The organism is Bacillus sp. 22483 (assembly GCF_052044605.1).
GTDB lineage: Bacteria > Bacillota > Bacilli > Bacillales > Bacillaceae > Bacillus > Bacillus altitudinis.
Genome location: NZ_JBQENU010000004.1, coordinates 1 through 15,327, shown reverse-complemented (window position 1 = coordinate 15,327; position 15,327 = coordinate 1). Strand labels below are relative to the sequence as shown.

The 15,327-nt window shown below is 40.8% G+C and carries 17 protein-coding genes; 5 read left to right on the top strand and 12 right to left on the bottom strand.

All coding sequences use genetic code 11. From position 1 onward, the window contains the following. The first annotated feature begins 1 nt into the window (after position 1). On the top strand, positions 2–793 hold the full coding sequence (locus ACTJJQ_RS07275; RefSeq protein ID WP_024719888.1) for a C39 family peptidase: 792 nt from the start codon (positions 2–4) through the stop codon (positions 791–793). Positions 794–824: 31 nt separating this feature from the next. On the opposite strand, the gene ACTJJQ_RS07270 is transcribed toward ACTJJQ_RS07275, so the two are convergent. The 7 genes from ACTJJQ_RS07270 to hprK form a co-directional block, all read right to left on the bottom strand. Further along, positions 825–1,466: an NAD(P)-dependent oxidoreductase gene (locus ACTJJQ_RS07270; RefSeq protein ID WP_047945645.1), complete on the bottom strand. Its 642-nt coding sequence runs from the start codon at positions 1,464–1,466 to the stop codon at positions 825–827. A gap of 87 nt (positions 1,467–1,553) precedes the next feature. Then, positions 1,554–1,982: an Rrf2 family transcriptional regulator gene (locus tag ACTJJQ_RS07265; protein ID WP_024719891.1), complete on the bottom strand. Its 429-nt coding sequence runs from the start codon at positions 1,980–1,982 to the stop codon at positions 1,554–1,556. Positions 1,983–2,051: 69 nt separating this feature from the next. Then, the gene (locus tag ACTJJQ_RS07260) at positions 2,052–2,570 is read right to left on the bottom strand and encodes an acyltransferase (protein WP_024719892.1); all 519 of its coding nucleotides are present in this window, start codon (positions 2,568–2,570) and stop codon (positions 2,052–2,054) included. A gap of 1 nt (position 2,571) precedes the next feature. Next, positions 2,572–3,222: a pyrophosphatase PpaX gene (gene ppaX / locus ACTJJQ_RS07255; protein ID WP_007500058.1), complete on the bottom strand. Its 651-nt coding sequence runs from the start codon at positions 3,220–3,222 to the stop codon at positions 2,572–2,574. After that, complete coding sequence (locus ACTJJQ_RS07250; RefSeq protein ID WP_440600074.1) at positions 3,219–4,163, bottom strand: nucleoside recognition domain-containing protein; 945 nt, start codon at positions 4,161–4,163, stop codon at positions 3,219–3,221. The genes ppaX and ACTJJQ_RS07250 overlap by 4 nt, the downstream gene beginning before the upstream one ends. Positions 4,164–4,179: 16 nt before the next feature. Further along, on the bottom strand, positions 4,180–5,004 hold the full coding sequence (lgt, locus tag ACTJJQ_RS07245) for a prolipoprotein diacylglyceryl transferase (RefSeq protein WP_440600073.1): 825 nt from the start codon (positions 5,002–5,004) through the stop codon (positions 4,180–4,182). Between the two features lie 11 nt (positions 5,005–5,015). Continuing rightward, entirely contained in the window at positions 5,016–5,948 is a 933-nt protein-coding gene (hprK, locus tag ACTJJQ_RS07240; RefSeq protein WP_003212943.1) for an HPr(Ser) kinase/phosphatase, read from the bottom strand. 176 nt (positions 5,949–6,124) lie between these two features. Here hprK and nagA point away from each other — a divergent pair, with 176 nt between their 5' ends. The 3 genes from nagA to ACTJJQ_RS07225 are packed head-to-tail and all read left to right on the top strand — an operon-like array spanning position 6,125 to position 8,784. Then, positions 6,125–7,315 (top strand): N-acetylglucosamine-6-phosphate deacetylase, encoded by a 1,191-nt coding sequence (gene nagA, locus ACTJJQ_RS07235; protein WP_440600072.1) that lies wholly within the window; start codon positions 6,125–6,127, stop codon positions 7,313–7,315. After that, positions 7,315–8,040: a glucosamine-6-phosphate deaminase gene (gene nagB, locus ACTJJQ_RS07230; RefSeq protein ID WP_100324740.1), complete on the top strand. Its 726-nt coding sequence runs from the start codon at positions 7,315–7,317 to the stop codon at positions 8,038–8,040. The genes nagA and nagB overlap by 1 nt, the downstream gene beginning before the upstream one ends. Before the next feature lie 18 nt (positions 8,041–8,058). Continuing rightward, positions 8,059–8,784 carry a GntR family transcriptional regulator gene (locus ACTJJQ_RS07225; RefSeq protein WP_340958956.1) on the top strand — a complete coding sequence of 242 codons (726 nt, stop codon included), beginning with the start codon at positions 8,059–8,061 and terminating at the stop codon, positions 8,782–8,784. Positions 8,785–8,810: 26 nt separating this feature from the next. Here the strand turns inward: ACTJJQ_RS07225 and ACTJJQ_RS07220 are convergent, their stop codons facing one another. From ACTJJQ_RS07220 to ACTJJQ_RS07200, 5 genes are all read right to left on the bottom strand, one after another. Continuing rightward, positions 8,811–12,665: a metallophosphoesterase gene (locus ACTJJQ_RS07220; protein ID WP_440600071.1), complete on the bottom strand. Its 3,855-nt coding sequence runs from the start codon at positions 12,663–12,665 to the stop codon at positions 8,811–8,813. 94 nt (positions 12,666–12,759) lie between these two features. Beyond that, positions 12,760–13,146: a phage holin family protein gene (locus ACTJJQ_RS07215; RefSeq protein ID WP_007500042.1), complete on the bottom strand. Its 387-nt coding sequence runs from the start codon at positions 13,144–13,146 to the stop codon at positions 12,760–12,762. Continuing rightward, positions 13,147–13,341: a PspC domain-containing protein gene (locus tag ACTJJQ_RS07210; RefSeq protein WP_008348183.1), complete on the bottom strand. Its 195-nt coding sequence runs from the start codon at positions 13,339–13,341 to the stop codon at positions 13,147–13,149. A gap of 6 nt (positions 13,342–13,347) precedes the next feature. Then, complete coding sequence (locus ACTJJQ_RS07205) at positions 13,348–14,439, bottom strand: DUF4097 family beta strand repeat-containing protein (RefSeq protein WP_007500040.1); 1,092 nt, start codon at positions 14,437–14,439, stop codon at positions 13,348–13,350. Positions 14,440–14,450: 11 nt separating this feature from the next. Then, complete coding sequence (locus ACTJJQ_RS07200; RefSeq protein WP_024719900.1) at positions 14,451–14,786, bottom strand: hypothetical protein; 336 nt, start codon at positions 14,784–14,786, stop codon at positions 14,451–14,453. A 197-nt stretch (positions 14,787–14,983) separates the two neighbouring features. Between ACTJJQ_RS07200 and ACTJJQ_RS07195 the strand changes: the two genes are divergently transcribed. Continuing rightward, positions 14,984–15,214: a hypothetical protein gene (locus ACTJJQ_RS07195; protein WP_008348188.1), complete on the top strand. Its 231-nt coding sequence runs from the start codon at positions 14,984–14,986 to the stop codon at positions 15,212–15,214. Positions 15,215–15,327 lie beyond the last annotated feature (113 nt).

Sequence of the window (15,327 nt, the reverse complement as noted above, 5' to 3'; positions counted from 1 at the left end):
AGTGAAATTCATCCAGACATTAATCTTAACTTTGTTGTGCGCATGTCTTGTTTATTTCGGCTTTATTTACATTTCACAATTCGACCAAGTCAAGAAAACAACGTCACCGCAAGAAGCCAAAGAAAAAGAAAATGATACCGCACTAGCAGCAGAAGAAACACGTTCTACGAAAAAAACAGAAACAACACATTCTAGTTTAAAAGGAAATAAAAAAGCCATGGACGTCATCCTCTTTAATCAAATGGATGCACCAAAGCTTTATAACGGATGCGAAGTCACGAGCTTAGCCATGCTTCTTCATTACAGCGGCTATGAGCATATAACGAAAAACGCATTGGCAAACGAGATTAAGCGTGTCCCGCTCAATTATGAGAATGGCTTAAAAGGAGACCCTCATGACGGGTTTGTAGGCGATATGGAGAATGGGCCAGGTCTTGGTGTGTACCACGAACCCATTTATCAGCTTGCGAAAAAATATGTAGGTAATCAAGCCGTTGACTTAACCGGCAAGCCAGTTAAAAAGGCCATTTACCAATCACTTGAAAAAGGTTATCCTGTCTGGGTCATTACCACTTCGACCTTTGCCAAAACAGATAACATTGAAACATGGAATACACCAAATGGGAAAATAGATATCAGCTTTAATATGCATAGCGTCGTCATCACTGGCTATGACAAAGATCATGTCTACTTAAATAACCCTTACGGAGAGAAGAATCAAAAAGTAGATCGTGAACAGTTTGAGGATTCTTGGAAACAGATGGGCAGCCAGGCGATTATCATTAAAGCATAAAACCCCGCTAAATAGCGGGGTTTTTAATTTCTTATTCTGCTTCAGAAACCACAGTAAAACGTTCTCCAACATGAGCAGCTTGTTCTATCTCATCGACAAGCGCAACGGCGTAGTCAGCATAACTCACATAGCTGTCACCCTTTGAATTGACGATAAGATGGTCTTTGCCTTTCACATAAGCACCTGTCCGTTTGCCTGCTGGATTAAAGAAGGCTGCTGGACTTAAAAATGTCCATTTTAATCCTTCGGTCTTTTGAAGATCTATTAAATTTTCTCCTTGGTGTGAAGCAGTAGCAAGGTATTCCTTTGGAAACTCCGGTGTGTCCATCAGTCTAGTTGTTTTGGCCTCATCTACAAATAAACTTCCAGCACCTCCCACAACGATTAAACGCGTTTCTGGTGTCTCTTTCAAGAGATGAATGAGTTTTTTCCCTGCTTCTACATGAAGGTGCTCTTGTCCTGCTGGTGCACCAAATGCGTTTACGATCACATCAAAACCTTTGACGTCTCCTGCCTCTAAGTGAAAAACATCCTTTTCTAAAACAGCTGCTGATGAATTGGTCACTTTTTGTGCATCTCGAACGATTGCCGTTACTTCGTGCCCTCTCGATTGAGCTTCTTTTAAAATGTGTTGTCCTGCTTTACCTGTTGCGCCAATGATTCCAATGTTCATGTAAATTCCTCCTACAATATATTGTTATTTTGATCACTTAAGATGTAACCACGATAGTTACAACAGAGGTAAAAAAAATTGAATAGATCATCCAATTTTTTTGATTAAAACCTGCGTTAGTTCACTTAATTTGATCTCAGCAAGCACTTGCTCCATCGCACTTTGAGCACGGCACAAAATTAATTCTAATACAGCTTGAATATTTGCACCGATCGGACAGTCAGGGTTAGGGCTTTCATGAATTTGAAACAACTCTCCCTCATCCACAACTTCAACCGCTTTATACACATCAAGCAGTGTCATGTCATCTTCACTGCGATTCAATTGAGAACCGCCTTTGCCAAGACTCGTTGAGATTAGGCCTGCTTTTTTGAGCTTACTCATGATACGGCGAATCACCACTGGATTTGTATTGACACTTCCTGCGATATCCTCCGATGTCTGTAAAGAACCTTTTTCAAGTGATAGCAAGGCCAGAATATGGACAGCGACAGTAAATCTGCTGCTGATTTTCATGTTTTCTCACCTCTGTTGTAATCATTATAGTTACACCATGTTAGAATGTCAACAAAAAAGTCTGCCGAGCTACTCAGCAGACGAAGATTGACGTGCTTCCATTTCCTCTTTCGTATAAATCATCCGCATTGGATTTCCTCCAACAAAGGAGCCTGCCGGAACATCTTTGTTCACAAGAGTTCCTGCCGATACAATCGCACCATCACCAATTGTCACTCCAGGTAGAATCGTTGAATTTGCCCCAATTAACACTTCATCACCAATATAGACTTCCCCAAGCCTATACTCTTTAATCAAATACTCATGGGACAGAATGGTTGTGTTATAACCAATCACACTATTTCGACCGACAGTGATTTTCTCAGGAAACATGAGATCGACCATCACCATTAAAGCAAACGCCGTATCCTCCCCGACTTTCATTCGAAGGAAGGTGCGATAAATCCAATTTTTCATTCCCATAAAAGGCGTATACCTTGCCATTTGAATAAAGATAAAGTTTTTCACAACCTTGAGAAAGGGGACCGTTCGATAGACTTGTCTAAGCGAATTGACCCCTTTGACAGGATAACGATCTGTTTTTCTCAACTTAATCAGCTCCAACAATCGCCAAGAGATCACTCATTTTCTGCAGCATATAATCTGGGCGATGCTTTAACAGGGCTTCTTCTCCCTTAATAGACCAAGCAACACCTGCTGTTTTTGTCCCTGCCGCTTGACCAGATAAAATGTCGTGATAATTATCACCAACCATGATCGCCTCATGCGGATCACTGCCGAGCTTGGATAATGCCAGTTGAACTGGTTCTGGATGCGGCTTTTCATTTTGTACATCATCAAGTGTGACAATGACCTCAAAAAATGGCTCCAATCCAGTCAGCTTTAATCCCATTAAGACCGTATCACGGATTTTTGTTGTCACAATTCCGAGCTTAAATCCCTGATCCTGAAGAATTTTCAACGTATCTAACACCGTCTCGTACTCCGTCACAAGCAGGTCATGCTGTTCATGATTAAACGTTCGATACATCTGGATCATGTCATCTGTCAGATTCGGATCCATTGCAGAGAATGTATCAAATAATGATGGACCAATGAAATGAAGGATATCCTCACGGCTGTATTGACCAGGGTAATAATGATCAAGCGTATGCTGAAATGAAGCAATAATTAATTCATTTGTATTGATTAATGTGCCATCTAAATCAAATAACACTGTGTTAATAGTTGATTGGTTCATATAGCTTCCTTTCTAACAGCTGCATGTTCCCGCCTCCGCCAAATATAGCTGATGGCAGCTGTCAATAAAATAGCAGAAATAAGGCGAATAAGAAGAAGCGGCCAGACTGGAATACCTAAAGGAATGAAAATCAGTGTATCTTCGACCACCGCATGACACGCCACAAGGAAAATGAAAGCAAGCGTTAAATCCTTTTTGCTGACACCGTCCTCTTCCACTGCCTTCATCATGACGCCTGCCCCGTAGGCAAGACCAATGGTCAAACCAGCCACCATCGTCATAGACGTATTTTCTTTCATTCCAAGCATTCTCGTAAAAGGAGACAGCCACTTTGACAGCGTATGGAGCCACCCTAAGTCTCTCATGAATTGAATGATGACCATGAGAGGAATGACAATACAAGCCAGCTGCAGCACACCAAGAACAGCTTTCTGTAAAGCAAGAAGTACGATCATATACCAGCTAGAAGGCACATCAGCCGACTGAGCAGCTGTCAGCAAACCATATTGCGCCGGCTCCTCGCCTCCCTGCCAAACGAGGTGAATGACAATTGCTGACACGACGGCAAGACTGATTCTCACCAGCAAAATGACAGACACCCGTAGCCCAACCTTCGCCGCCACTGTTGATTCGATGATCAAGTTGTGACAAAAGGAGAGCATGACCGCTAAAATGAACACTTCCTTCACAGGCAGCTCTAATGTCAAGATGGCTGCAATACCCGCATACAAGTTCAGCATATTTCCTAAAACAAGCGGAATGGCCGCTTCCCCTGAAAGACCAAACAGGCCCATAAATGGACGGATGAATTGTATAATCCAATCCATTACAGGTGTATGCTGCAAGATACTAACGAGAATGGTAACCGGAAAAATGACTTTTCCAAGTGTCCAAGTTGTCGATAACCCTGCTTTCAAGCCGTTTTTCCATGTCTCCCTCATCTCTTATCCCCCTTGCTTAATTTGATGAGTTGTTCTCTTTATACGGTATAGATGCATATCCTTTGATTCTTCTAAACACAATCAACAAGATAGCCACTGCAAATATAGCAATTGAAATCATCTGTGCAATTCGAAGATGCTCGGTCAGCATTAAGCTGTCTGTTCTCATTCCTTCAATGAAGAAACGACCGATTGAATACCAGATTAAATAAGACAAGAACATTTCGCCTCGACGCAATGATGTTCTACGTAATAAGATTAATATCAAAACGCCTGCGATATTCCATAATGATTCATATAAGAACGTAGGGTGATAGTAAGTCCCGTCAATGTACATCTGATTAATAATAAACTCAGGCAGGTGCAAATTTTCTAAAAAGGCTCTTGAAACAGCCTCACCATGCGCTTCCTGATTAATAAAGTTCCCCCAGCGCCCGATGGCTTGCCCTAGTAAAATACTAGGCGCTGCGACATCGGCGATTTTCCAAAAGGACACCTTTCTCACTTTAGTAAAGACAATCGCTGTCAGCACCGCCCCTATCAGTCCGCCATGTATGGCAATTCCGCCATTCCAAATCTTGATGATTTCATTTGGGTGCTGCTGATAATAATCCCATTCAAAGGATACATAATAAATTCGTGCACAAATAATAGCTATAGGAATGGCAAATAAGATGAGATCAATAAACATATCTTTATTGATGCCTCTTTTTTCACACTCCCTTAATGCGAGCCAGAGTCCAAGCAGGGCTCCGACCCCAATAATCACACCATACCAATGAACCGAAAGAGGTCCGAGCTGAAAAGCAATCGGATCAATTGGTTGAATTGCTTCATTCATATAGACAGCTCCTATTCATCCTGGCCATTGTCTTCAATGACATCGGCAAGTTTACTTGTAAATTGTTCCGCTGCATTATGTCCCATTCGTTTCAATCTGAAGTTCATTGCAGCTACCTCGATGATGACCGCTAAATTTCGTCCCGGACGTACAGGGATGGTCAGTTTTGGTACATCTGTATCGATGATCCGCATTTTTTCTTCCTCAAGTCCTAAACGGTCATACTGTTTGCCTTGTTCCCAAAGCTCAAGGTTCATAACAATCGTAATTCTCTTATAGCTTCTGACAGCGCCCGCTCCAAATAAGGTCATCACATTAATAATGCCTAATCCACGGATTTCTAGAAGGTGCTCAATCAGCTCTGGTGCGCTTCCAACTAACGTATCCTGATCCTCTTGCCTAATTTCCACGCAATCGTCTGCAACCAGCCTGTGTCCTCTCTTCACTAATTCTAAAGCCGTTTCACTTTTACCTACGCCACTTTTTCCAATTAACAGCACACCTACACCATATACATCTACGAGTACGCCATGAATCGCAGTCGTTGGTGCAAGCTTGCTTTCTAAGAAGTTCGTTAATCGACTCGAAAGTCTTGTCGTTTTTAAGCTTGAGCGTAAAACCGGCACTCCATTTTCGTTTGATGCTTCGATCAATTCTTTTGGGACTTCACGATCTCGTGACAAAATGATGGCAGGGGTAATATCTGTACAAAGAGACATCATTCTCTGCTTTCGTTCGCGTTCTGGGAGCTGTTCAAAAAAAGAAAGCTCTGTCTTCCCTAAAAGTTGAACTCTTTCTTTTGGGTAATATGTAAAATATCCAGCCATTTCAATACCTGGTCTGGAAAGATCACTGATTGTAATGGGACGATTAATCCCTTCTTCCCCACTTACCAGTTCAAGATGAAATTGTTCCATTATGTCCTTCGTACGAACTTTCGGCACGCTTCTTCCTCCTTTTATCACAGGCGTTTCAGAAATACAGCTCTATTTTATCACTTTCAATGATGAACCCAAAATAGTATTTTATCCTGATCCTGTTTCATCACATTTACTGGTATAGACAACTATACTTAAAAAAGGTAAACTGAATCTAACGACGAGAATAAGGGGGCACAATCATGAGCAGTTCTTTATTGCTCTCCAATATTCATATTGTGACAAAGACAGAAATCATTGAAAACGGTTTTGTCGGTTTACGCGATGGCAAGATCGACTATATTTCAACATCACCGCCGACAGGAAATTATGAAAAAGTATATATTTCCCGGGAAAACTTTTATTTACTCCCCGGAATGATTGATATTCACATCCATGGGGGATATGGTGCAGATATGATGGATGCGACACCAGAAGCCATGAATACACTTGCTGATCACTTACCCGCAGAAGGAACGACAAGCTTTTTAGCAACAACCATTACACAAAATCACCAAGAGATTGAGCAAGCACTTAAAAATGTCGCACAGTGGAGACCCTATAATAAAAAGCAGGCTGGAAGTCAGGCACAATGTTTAGGCATTCATCTAGAAGGTCCTTTTATTTCTAAAGATAAAGCTGGAGCGCAGCCTGCTCAATGGATTACACAGGCTAACCTTCCTCTTTTTGAGAAATGGCTGAGTGCAGCAGATCAGCTGATTCGAATTGTCACTTTTGCACCTGAGGAAGATACTGATTTTGCATTCCTTTCCCTGCTAAAAGAAAAAAATATCATTCCTTCTATTGGACATACAAATGCCAATCATGACATGATTGAACTAGTAGCAAAGCACGGCGCGCGTCATGTCACGCATCTTTATAATGCGATGAGTTCATTTCAGCATCGTGAGCCAAATGTTGCAGGTGCTGCGCTTACAAACGAAAAGCTTTTGACTGAGCTGATTACAGATGGCATTCATTCACATCCTCTTTCCGTAAAGCTTGCGTATTTGGCAAAGGGGAGTGAACGTTTGATCATGATTACAGACTCAATGCGTGCAAAAGGACTTGGAGAGGGAACCTACGAATTTGGCGGACAGACTGTGACAGTCAGCGGTGAAAAAGCATTGCTGGCAGATGGAACACTTGCAGGATCGATTTTACAAATGAAAGATGGGGTCAAACGTATGAGACAGATCACACAATGTGGATGGACAGAAATTGCTCAAATGACCTCAACAAATGCAGCCACTCAGCTCGGGATCGATCATCAGCTCGGTTCGATCGAAGTTGGAAAACTAGCAGACTTGGTCATTTGGGATGAATCTGGCGAACTCATGATGACGATCTGCCATGGACAAATCGTTTATGAAAAAAAGGAGGCCACACACTGATGAACATCATCGAATTTGCAGATAAAGATCAATTAGGAAAAGCAGCAGCTGCTTTCATTGCACGTACCATTAAATCAAAAACAGATGCGGTTCTCGGTCTGGCAACTGGCGGTACACCAATTGAGACTTATAAAGAGTTAATTCATTTGCATCAAACAGAACAATTATCTTTCAAACAAGCAAGAACAGTGAATCTGGATGAGTACGTGGGAATTGATCCAAATCATGAAAATAGTTATATGACTTACATGAAGCGTCATTTATTCGACCATATTGATCTCCCATCAGATCAATATTTCCTCCCCAATGGTGCTGCTTCTCACTTGGAGGAAGAGTGCTTAAGGTATGATCAGCTCATTGAAGATTTAGGGGGTATTGATCTTCAGCTACTTGGTATCGGACAAAATGGACATATCGGGTTTAATGAACCTGGTACTCCCTTTGATTCAAAGACGCATGTCGTCCAATTAGATGAACACACTCGTCAAGCCAATGCAAGATACTTTTCTTCTATTGATGAGGTGCCTACACATGCCATTACAATGGGAATTGCAAGCATTCTTTCAAGTAAAAAAATTCTCCTTCTCGCATCAGGAAAATCAAAAGCGGACGTGATACAATATTTAGAACGAACAGAGATTCACCCAGACTTCCCTGCATCTGCTCTGAAACTTCATGAAGATGTGACGATTTTTATTGATCGAGAAGCTGGTTCACTACGCTAAATACGAGAGGATTTTCACATGTTTATTGATAAGCAGTCACCTATCCCCATGTACCATCAGATTATGGAGAACTTGAAAAAGCAGATTGAGGATGGAACGTTAGCACCTGATACACTCATTCCTTCTGAAAGAGAATATGCCGAACGCTTTGGTATTAGCCGAATGACTGTCAGACAAGCCTTATCGAACCTTGTGAACGAAGGATATTTATACCGGCAAAAAGGAAAAGGAACATTTGTTAGCCGAAAGAAATTTGAACAACCGCTTCAGGGCTTAACAAGCTTTACAGAAGATATGCGTCAACGTGGGCTCAAAGCTTCAAGTCAGTTGATTGATTTCAAAAAAGTCGCATGCCCAGAGCACTTGCTGCAACCATTACAGCTGTCGAACAGTGAAGATGTCTATGAATTAAAACGAATCCGCCTTGCAAACAATGAACCAATGGCTATTGAAACGAGTTATATACCTGAAAAATTTGCTGGCGAGCTCACAAAGGACCATTTAGCTGGATCTTTATATGAATATATAGAAGCGAACACAGGTCTAACCATTGCCCATGCCAAGCAGGAGCTTGAAGCCAATGTTGCTTCAAAGGAAGAAGCTAACGTGCTGTCTATTTCATTAGGGGACCCTGTTCTCTCCATTGCAAGAACAACTTATTTTCAAAATGACCTTCCATTCGAGTATGTCATGTCCGTTTATAGAGGGGATCGATACAAGCTCACTCACACAATGGAAAGATAAAACTGTGCTCCTGAAAGCACAGTTTTTTATTTCCTAAGAAATGTTGATTGATCATCATTTTTTGTTTGAATTTTCCATATAGGAGAAATCGCTTTCCCTTCGAAACGGTCTTTTGCGACAGTGTACCAATAATATTCTTGATTTGGCTTTAACCCTTTCCATTCAAAGGTTGCTTTTTTACCACTTTTCACACCTTTGACTTCTCCAAGAAGAACGTTTGTGTAGACATTCAATTCAAAATAATTGGTTTTAACGGATTTCATTTTTGGTGTTAAATCGACATCAATTGAAAATTCATCTTGATCTCCATACGTTTTTGGATCATAAAAATGTTCTTGATTCAAGTAGGGTGAGTATGTGGTGAAATGAAGCTTATTTTTTTCTTGATCCGCAGTGATCAGCCGCATAAAACCTTGACCGCCTTCAGGACCTGACTGGTAATCTGCAAGGATTTGATATACTTTTCTGTCCACTTTTCCATCATGATCATCGTCAATCTCATCTACTTTTCGACTGGCTCCGTGGTAGTGGCCACTAAATACTGCGACAATATTCGGGTGACGCTTTACCACTTGATGGAAGATCAAATCTCCAATTGGGCTTCGATTGCCGCTCACTAACAAATACTCATGGAAATTTAAAATGACAATGCGATCTGGATGTTCAGAAATAACTCGATTTAACCAGTCAATCTCATTTTGCTTGATCCCCCAGCCCATATACACCATCATATAATCATTGCCACCAGCAGAGATAAGATCATAATGACCTCGATTGTTTTGATAGGATTCACCGTAATACGGCTTGTCTTCAAAGCGTTTCGCTCCAAAATATCTCCCATATTCCCTATAATGGCCGTCTTTGTGCCTGACATCATGATTACCAGCTAATACACCGTAAGGAATCTGATGCTGATCTAACACACGCATAAATGTATCGGCACGATTCCACTGCTTGTCCTTTGAATCATCCACAATATCACCTGTATGGAACACATATTGAATATTTAATGGGTCCCTTTGATCTCTGATCCACTCGACCATTTTTTTGAAGATGTGAGGATAACTTCTGGCATAATATTGAGTATCAGACATCCACACCATCTTATAAGGCTTTAACGTCTGACTGATCTCATCTTGTACAAGCAAATCAAACGTTTGATTTTTCATATACTGTCTGACTGACAGCAGCCCTTTCAGGTAAAATTCCTTTTCATCCTTGGCAAAGTGATGAGTGATTTTATCCCACTTTTCTTGCTGATGATTCCAAGCATACATCGTTACCTTTCTCCCTGATAATGAGCTTCCTTTCCATACAGCCTCGACAACATCCTTTTCACGTACATCGTGATGAACCTTGATTTGAAAGCGATGATAAGGAAAATGCTGTAGATCTTTCGTTTCCACTGATTTACCATCAGCAAATGCAATGCGATTTCTTTCTCGATCAGAAAAAATCATTTCCCTTGTTTCATTTAAATGTTTTGGCGGCTCTGTTTCCGCTGCATATTTGAAAATCTTCATGGACGGATGCAGCGATGTATATTGATAGGCACGGTAAAAGGAGTAATCTAACTGATCATTAGTAGGATCATTGGTTAGCACTGTTTGCTTAGATGATTCCTTTTTTGTCCTATCTGACACTCTCTCTGGCGTTTCAGGGTGTTCATGTACCGTCTTAAAAACCTTTTTCAAAGTTGATTTGTTTCCAGCGGCATCTTTTGCTTTTATCTTCAATGTGTGCTCCCCAGGTTCTAATTCGCTAGAGGACGTCTGATAAGGTAAAGAGATCGGTTTTCCATCTAAATATGCCTTCATCTCCGCTATGTCACTCCAACGATCCGTCACCTTTGCCTTTAACGTAAAGACGCCTTTATATTGGTCATTTTCCTGTATATTACTCTTGATTTTCGGACCCGTGTTATCGACTTTCACACGTACAGATTGAGATTCGTCTGCGGTTTTAGCCTGAACAACATGTACTCCTTCTTTCAGCCTTCTTGTATCCCACTGAATATAGCTTGAAGCATATGCTTGCTTCGGGATTTGAAACTGAAATGCTCTTACTTTCTTAGCGCTTCCACCGTCGCCCATTTTCCATTCCTCATGCCGGCTCGCATTTAGAGGCAGAATTTGAGTTCCATTCGATAAAATCATCTGGACATTTTTCAATTCAAAATCATCGTGATTTTCTCCAGGAAATCGGTCAAACGGCGATGACTTCGTCCCAGCATGGAATGATATCGTTTGTGGACCTGCCTTTTCTAAGTGTTTTTCTGGTATTGGTATCGTATAGGTGCGATACACTTTTGTCGAATCATCAAAAATGGAAAGTAAGTGCTTACCTATAGACACACCATTCTTAAAATATAAATTTGTCCCTTTGACATCAAATGCAAGATATGGATCTGCTTCAAGTGCAGGGAATACTTGTCGAATCGGTTTTCCATCTATCATTAATTGTATGCTTTTTTTCTGATCTGCTGTTGCTTTTAAGTGAAATACGCCTGAAACCGTATCTCCTTCTTCTACATTCAATCGAAGGCCGTGAGCCTTGCTTACTTGTTCCACATCAATTGTTTTTTTCATTGTCATTGCTTGATTTTCGCCGTCAGACGCTTCAATCTGATATTCCAATCGATCTTTACCGATGAGCTCAGGTGAATAAATAATATAGTGAAACAGCCGATCATTATGATCCTTTTGAAGCAGCACCTCTTTAAAATCTTCATGACGATTGGTTCGATATCGCAATTTGACCGTTTTGACGGACTGATCATCCTGCACATCTGCTCTCATTTCAATGCCTTCAGTTGGTTTTATCGGTTGATTGTCTGTCATATCTTCGATCACAGGTTTATGAACATCTTGTGATATTTCTTTTTTTTCAGTTGGAATTTGTGCTTTTAACACTTTTCCGGGTGTCGGCTCTTCCTCCACTTTCGAGATCAGCTTCATTTGTGTCGTACCATCCATTGGGTACTTGAACAGTAACGATCTGTGCTCGCTAAACAATGAAGGCTTTAAACGATAGGATGCCGACGATACCTCTTCTCCTATATTTGTTGTGATAGAAACAAGGCGGGATTTAGAATTGGACAATCCTTTACTCTCAATGACCGATAGATGCTCGCCCTCTTTTAAATGACTTTTGTACATCGCATTAAAGTCCGCTACCGTTAAATGCTCCTGCCCTTTTTTTCTAAGCCAAAATACATACGGTTTTCCAGGAGAAATGGTGATCGGACTTGTGTGGAATGAATATATATCATCCATCTCCACGCCTTGCGCTGGATTGCGATAGCGAAGCTGGTAATGTCGAAGTGAAATAGGTGCATGTGTTGTGTTATACACCTCGATGAATTCAAAAGCATCCTTGCCTTTGCGGTTTTTTGAATTCACGACGATTTCTGTCATCAATAGCTCAGGAATTTGTGAGAGGTCCTCTTCAAATCCGTTTAAGTGAACTGCTTGTTCGGTTGTTTTGATGACAGACTTCTGCGTCAAGAATTCTGTATAGTAATGAACTGTTGGATTCCACAATTGATCTGTCGGGATTTTCGCTGTGAATTCTGGTTTCACCCCCGGCAATCGTTCCATTGGGATCAATCGATATCCTAGTTCATCACTCTGTTTATAGTACAAGTTTGCAGACAAAATTTGCTCTGACTGACTAATAGATGCCCGAAATTGAAGATCACGTTTTTTTCCTTGAACCGGACGTACATCTACTTGAAATTGATCAAAGATAAAAGGTGAAAAGGGCTTATTTCGTATGTTCACTTGTGTTTGTGTCAAAGATCCTGCTGAAGCAGGCTGACTGAAACAAAAAAGAATGCTCAAAAAAAGCAAAAGAATGATTTGTCTGCTCACATTCACCATCGTGCACCGCCTCCCTTCGGATATTGTGTCTCCTGAAGACGGTTTTTATGACAGATGGAACGGGGAAACGATATAAATTCACACAAAAAAACCGTTAGCTTTTTTTCGCTAACGGTTCCACGATTCCTTTCTGTATGAGCAGATGGAAAATGGATAAAATGACAGCCATCCAAATGGCCGTTCCAAACCCATCAATGTTAAAACTATCTCCCATAAAGCTTGAGGTCATCATCAGTGTGATGGCATTAATGACAAAGAGGAACAATCCTAGTGAAAGTACTGTCACTGGCAGCGTTAAAATGATCAAAAACGGCTTTACTAAAATATTGAGCAAGGACAAAATAATACTTGCTACAATCGCTGCGCCAAAGCCTTCAATATACACACTACCAAGGCCTGGCAGAATGCCTGAATCAAAATATCCAGCAATGACGATTAAAAGTAATGCATTGACGAAAATACTAACGATCCATCTAAGCATTTAGTTAGTGCCTTCTTCCGGAACAACAAAATACCAGATGAAGTAGATCAAGAAGATCGGCATAAATGCTGTCATAAATCCGATGATCACCGTTAAAATACGAAGCAGGGATGCATCGACACTTAAGTATTCAGCAAGTCCACCGACAACACCCGCTATTTTTTTATCTGTCGCTGAACGATAAAGCTTCTTCATGTAGAATCACTCCTTGTCTGATTGGTGCTTTACTTGGATTGAGCCTGTTTTTGTTTCTGCAAAAATGGATATATTGTGCTCCGCCTGTTGATTGGCTTTGATCATTTTCTCTTTTTGCAGCGTTTCATTTTTCTCTTTAATCATATTTGCATCAAGCAGCTCATGAGAGATCGATCCGAGATTGCTTTTCAGCTCCGCAGTCACTGCACAAGCACGCGGAATCTGAACGTCCACACTGCCTGTTGTCGTTTTTGCATAGATCGAACGGCATTTCTCATCTGACAGCTGAACAGCAATGTTCCCATTGAAGCTCTGTGCATCAATTGATTCACTTTTCCCGCGCAGGTCAATGAGCCCATTAATGGTTTCTACTTCAATCATACCACACTCGTGATCAGCCAGTTTGATTTGTCCATTTGCTGTTTCAATTCCGACTTTTTCTGCTTGTAAAGAGGCAAAAGAGACGACGCCATTTGTTGTTTTTGCAGCCAGTTCTTTTGTCTTTAGCTTTTCCCCGCGAATCGGTCCATTAAACAGTTTGACTTTGATCTTATCGTATTGGATACGTGGTACATACAGGGTGACATTGACCTTCATGGTCTTCTTTTCAGTTCGGATAAAAAATTTGTCCCCTTCAAGTCCGCAATCCAGATGTTGAAGAAATTGCTGTCTTGCCTGCTCTCCATCCTCTGCACGGTAAATTTTCGCATGACACTCTGCCCGAACATCCCCATCATCCCAAGGCATCAAATTGAGACTGCCGTTTGCCAATTGAATATCTAAATGAGACAGTGCCGCGTCTTTGAATTGAAAAATGTGTTCAACGTCGACGGACTGTCCAAAGTTCAAATCAAGATCTACATCTTTGACCTTTTTCACCGCCGAATCTAACCATCCAAACAGCTTTGCACCGAGGTTTTCAGTACCAGTTCCTTTATTCTCTGTGCCAGCTTTTTCTTCATGAAAGGTGTGATCAGCCGTTGATTTTTCTAGTGAAATAGACTGATTTTCTTCTAGTTTTTCAAGCAGCGTAATCGCTTCTTTTGCAGATAATGTCCCGTCTTCTACTAATTTTAAAATGCGTTCTTTTTCATTCATACAAAGCCCTCCTACGATTTGATGGATTGAAGCACTTTAATACCTTGAATGATATTCCAAATGACAGAGATCAAAAAGCCAATGGCGACTAAAAAGGACAAGATAAGTACAGTGAACACTGGAACGAGTGAGTCGCTTGCCTGTGTCGTCAATAAAAAGGGGATAGATCCAAAAACCAGCAGCACACAAGCTGCGACTGGCAAAACATGTGACCACAATGCACGCAGCGAATGCCGTTTCGTTTCCTTTTGATCCACTACAAAATATGCCACGATCGGTACAATAAACGGCATGAAAAATACACTAAAATAACAAATAGATGCAATGATCGACTGATCTCTGTTCATATATATTCGCTCCTTCATGATGAAAATTCCTTTCTAACTCATACGTTTATGGCGTATAAAAAGTTTCAAACTCATTCGATTTACATATGACCTTAGACACAAATTATTTCTTTTTGCACCTAAGTGTAGATTCTTCATGGATTACCCTTTAAAATATGTTGAAAAGATGGTGATTATCATTATAGGGGGTAATTATTTTGACAGATCATCATAATGCTAACCACACGGCGCAAACGCTTTTAGACCTTATACAGAAACAGAAAAGCATGAACAGCGATATGATCAAGGAGCTAGAGGCCATTCATCCGTCTCATCCGAAGTATGGTGATATCCGTTATTTAAAAGTACTGCTCGATAGTAGCAGCACTCATATTTTAAAGGATTTAACGCACCTCAGTAACTTAATGCCAAAGGAAGATGTGCAATAAAAGGAAAACCCCTCTTTCGGAGGGGTTTCAAATTGTTGACAAAGGGCTAAAATGAACTTGATTTTAGCCCTTTGTCTTCTTTTCAACGTGATAGAAAACCTTTGCAGTCTAGG

Bases quoted from the DNA above. Each gene is read 5' to 3' on its own strand.
- ACTJJQ_RS07250 (WP_440600074.1), bottom strand. From the start codon at position 4,163: ATGAGGGAGACATGGAAAAACGGCTTGAAAGCAGGGTTATCGACAACT.
- ACTJJQ_RS07215 (WP_007500042.1), bottom strand. From the start codon at position 13,146: ATGCTTAGATGGATCGTTAGTATTTTCGTCAATGCATTACTTTTAATC.
- ACTJJQ_RS07220 (WP_440600071.1), bottom strand. From the start codon at position 12,665: ATGGTGAATGTGAGCAGACAAATCATTCTTTTGCTTTTTTTGAGCATT.
- ppaX (WP_007500058.1), bottom strand. From the start codon at position 3,222: ATGAACCAATCAACTATTAACACAGTGTTATTTGATTTAGATGGCACA.
- nagA (WP_440600072.1), top strand. From the start codon at position 6,125: ATGAGCAGTTCTTTATTGCTCTCCAATATTCATATTGTGACAAAGACA.
- lgt (WP_440600073.1), bottom strand. From the start codon at position 5,004: ATGAATGAAGCAATTCAACCAATTGATCCGATTGCTTTTCAGCTCGGA.
- ACTJJQ_RS07270 (WP_047945645.1), bottom strand. From the start codon at position 1,466: ATGAACATTGGAATCATTGGCGCAACAGGTAAAGCAGGACAACACATT.
- ACTJJQ_RS07225 (WP_340958956.1), top strand. From the start codon at position 8,059: ATGTTTATTGATAAGCAGTCACCTATCCCCATGTACCATCAGATTATG.
- nagB (WP_100324740.1), top strand. From the start codon at position 7,315: ATGAACATCATCGAATTTGCAGATAAAGATCAATTAGGAAAAGCAGCA.
- ACTJJQ_RS07265 (WP_024719891.1), bottom strand. From the start codon at position 1,982: ATGAAAATCAGCAGCAGATTTACTGTCGCTGTCCATATTCTGGCCTTG.
- ACTJJQ_RS07210 (WP_008348183.1), bottom strand. From the start codon at position 13,341: ATGAAGAAGCTTTATCGTTCAGCGACAGATAAAAAAATAGCGGGTGTT.
- ACTJJQ_RS07200 (WP_024719900.1), bottom strand. From the start codon at position 14,786: ATGAACAGAGATCAGTCGATCATTGCATCTATTTGTTATTTTAGTGTA.
- ACTJJQ_RS07205 (WP_007500040.1), bottom strand. From the start codon at position 14,439: ATGAATGAAAAAGAACGCATTTTAAAATTAGTAGAAGACGGGACATTA.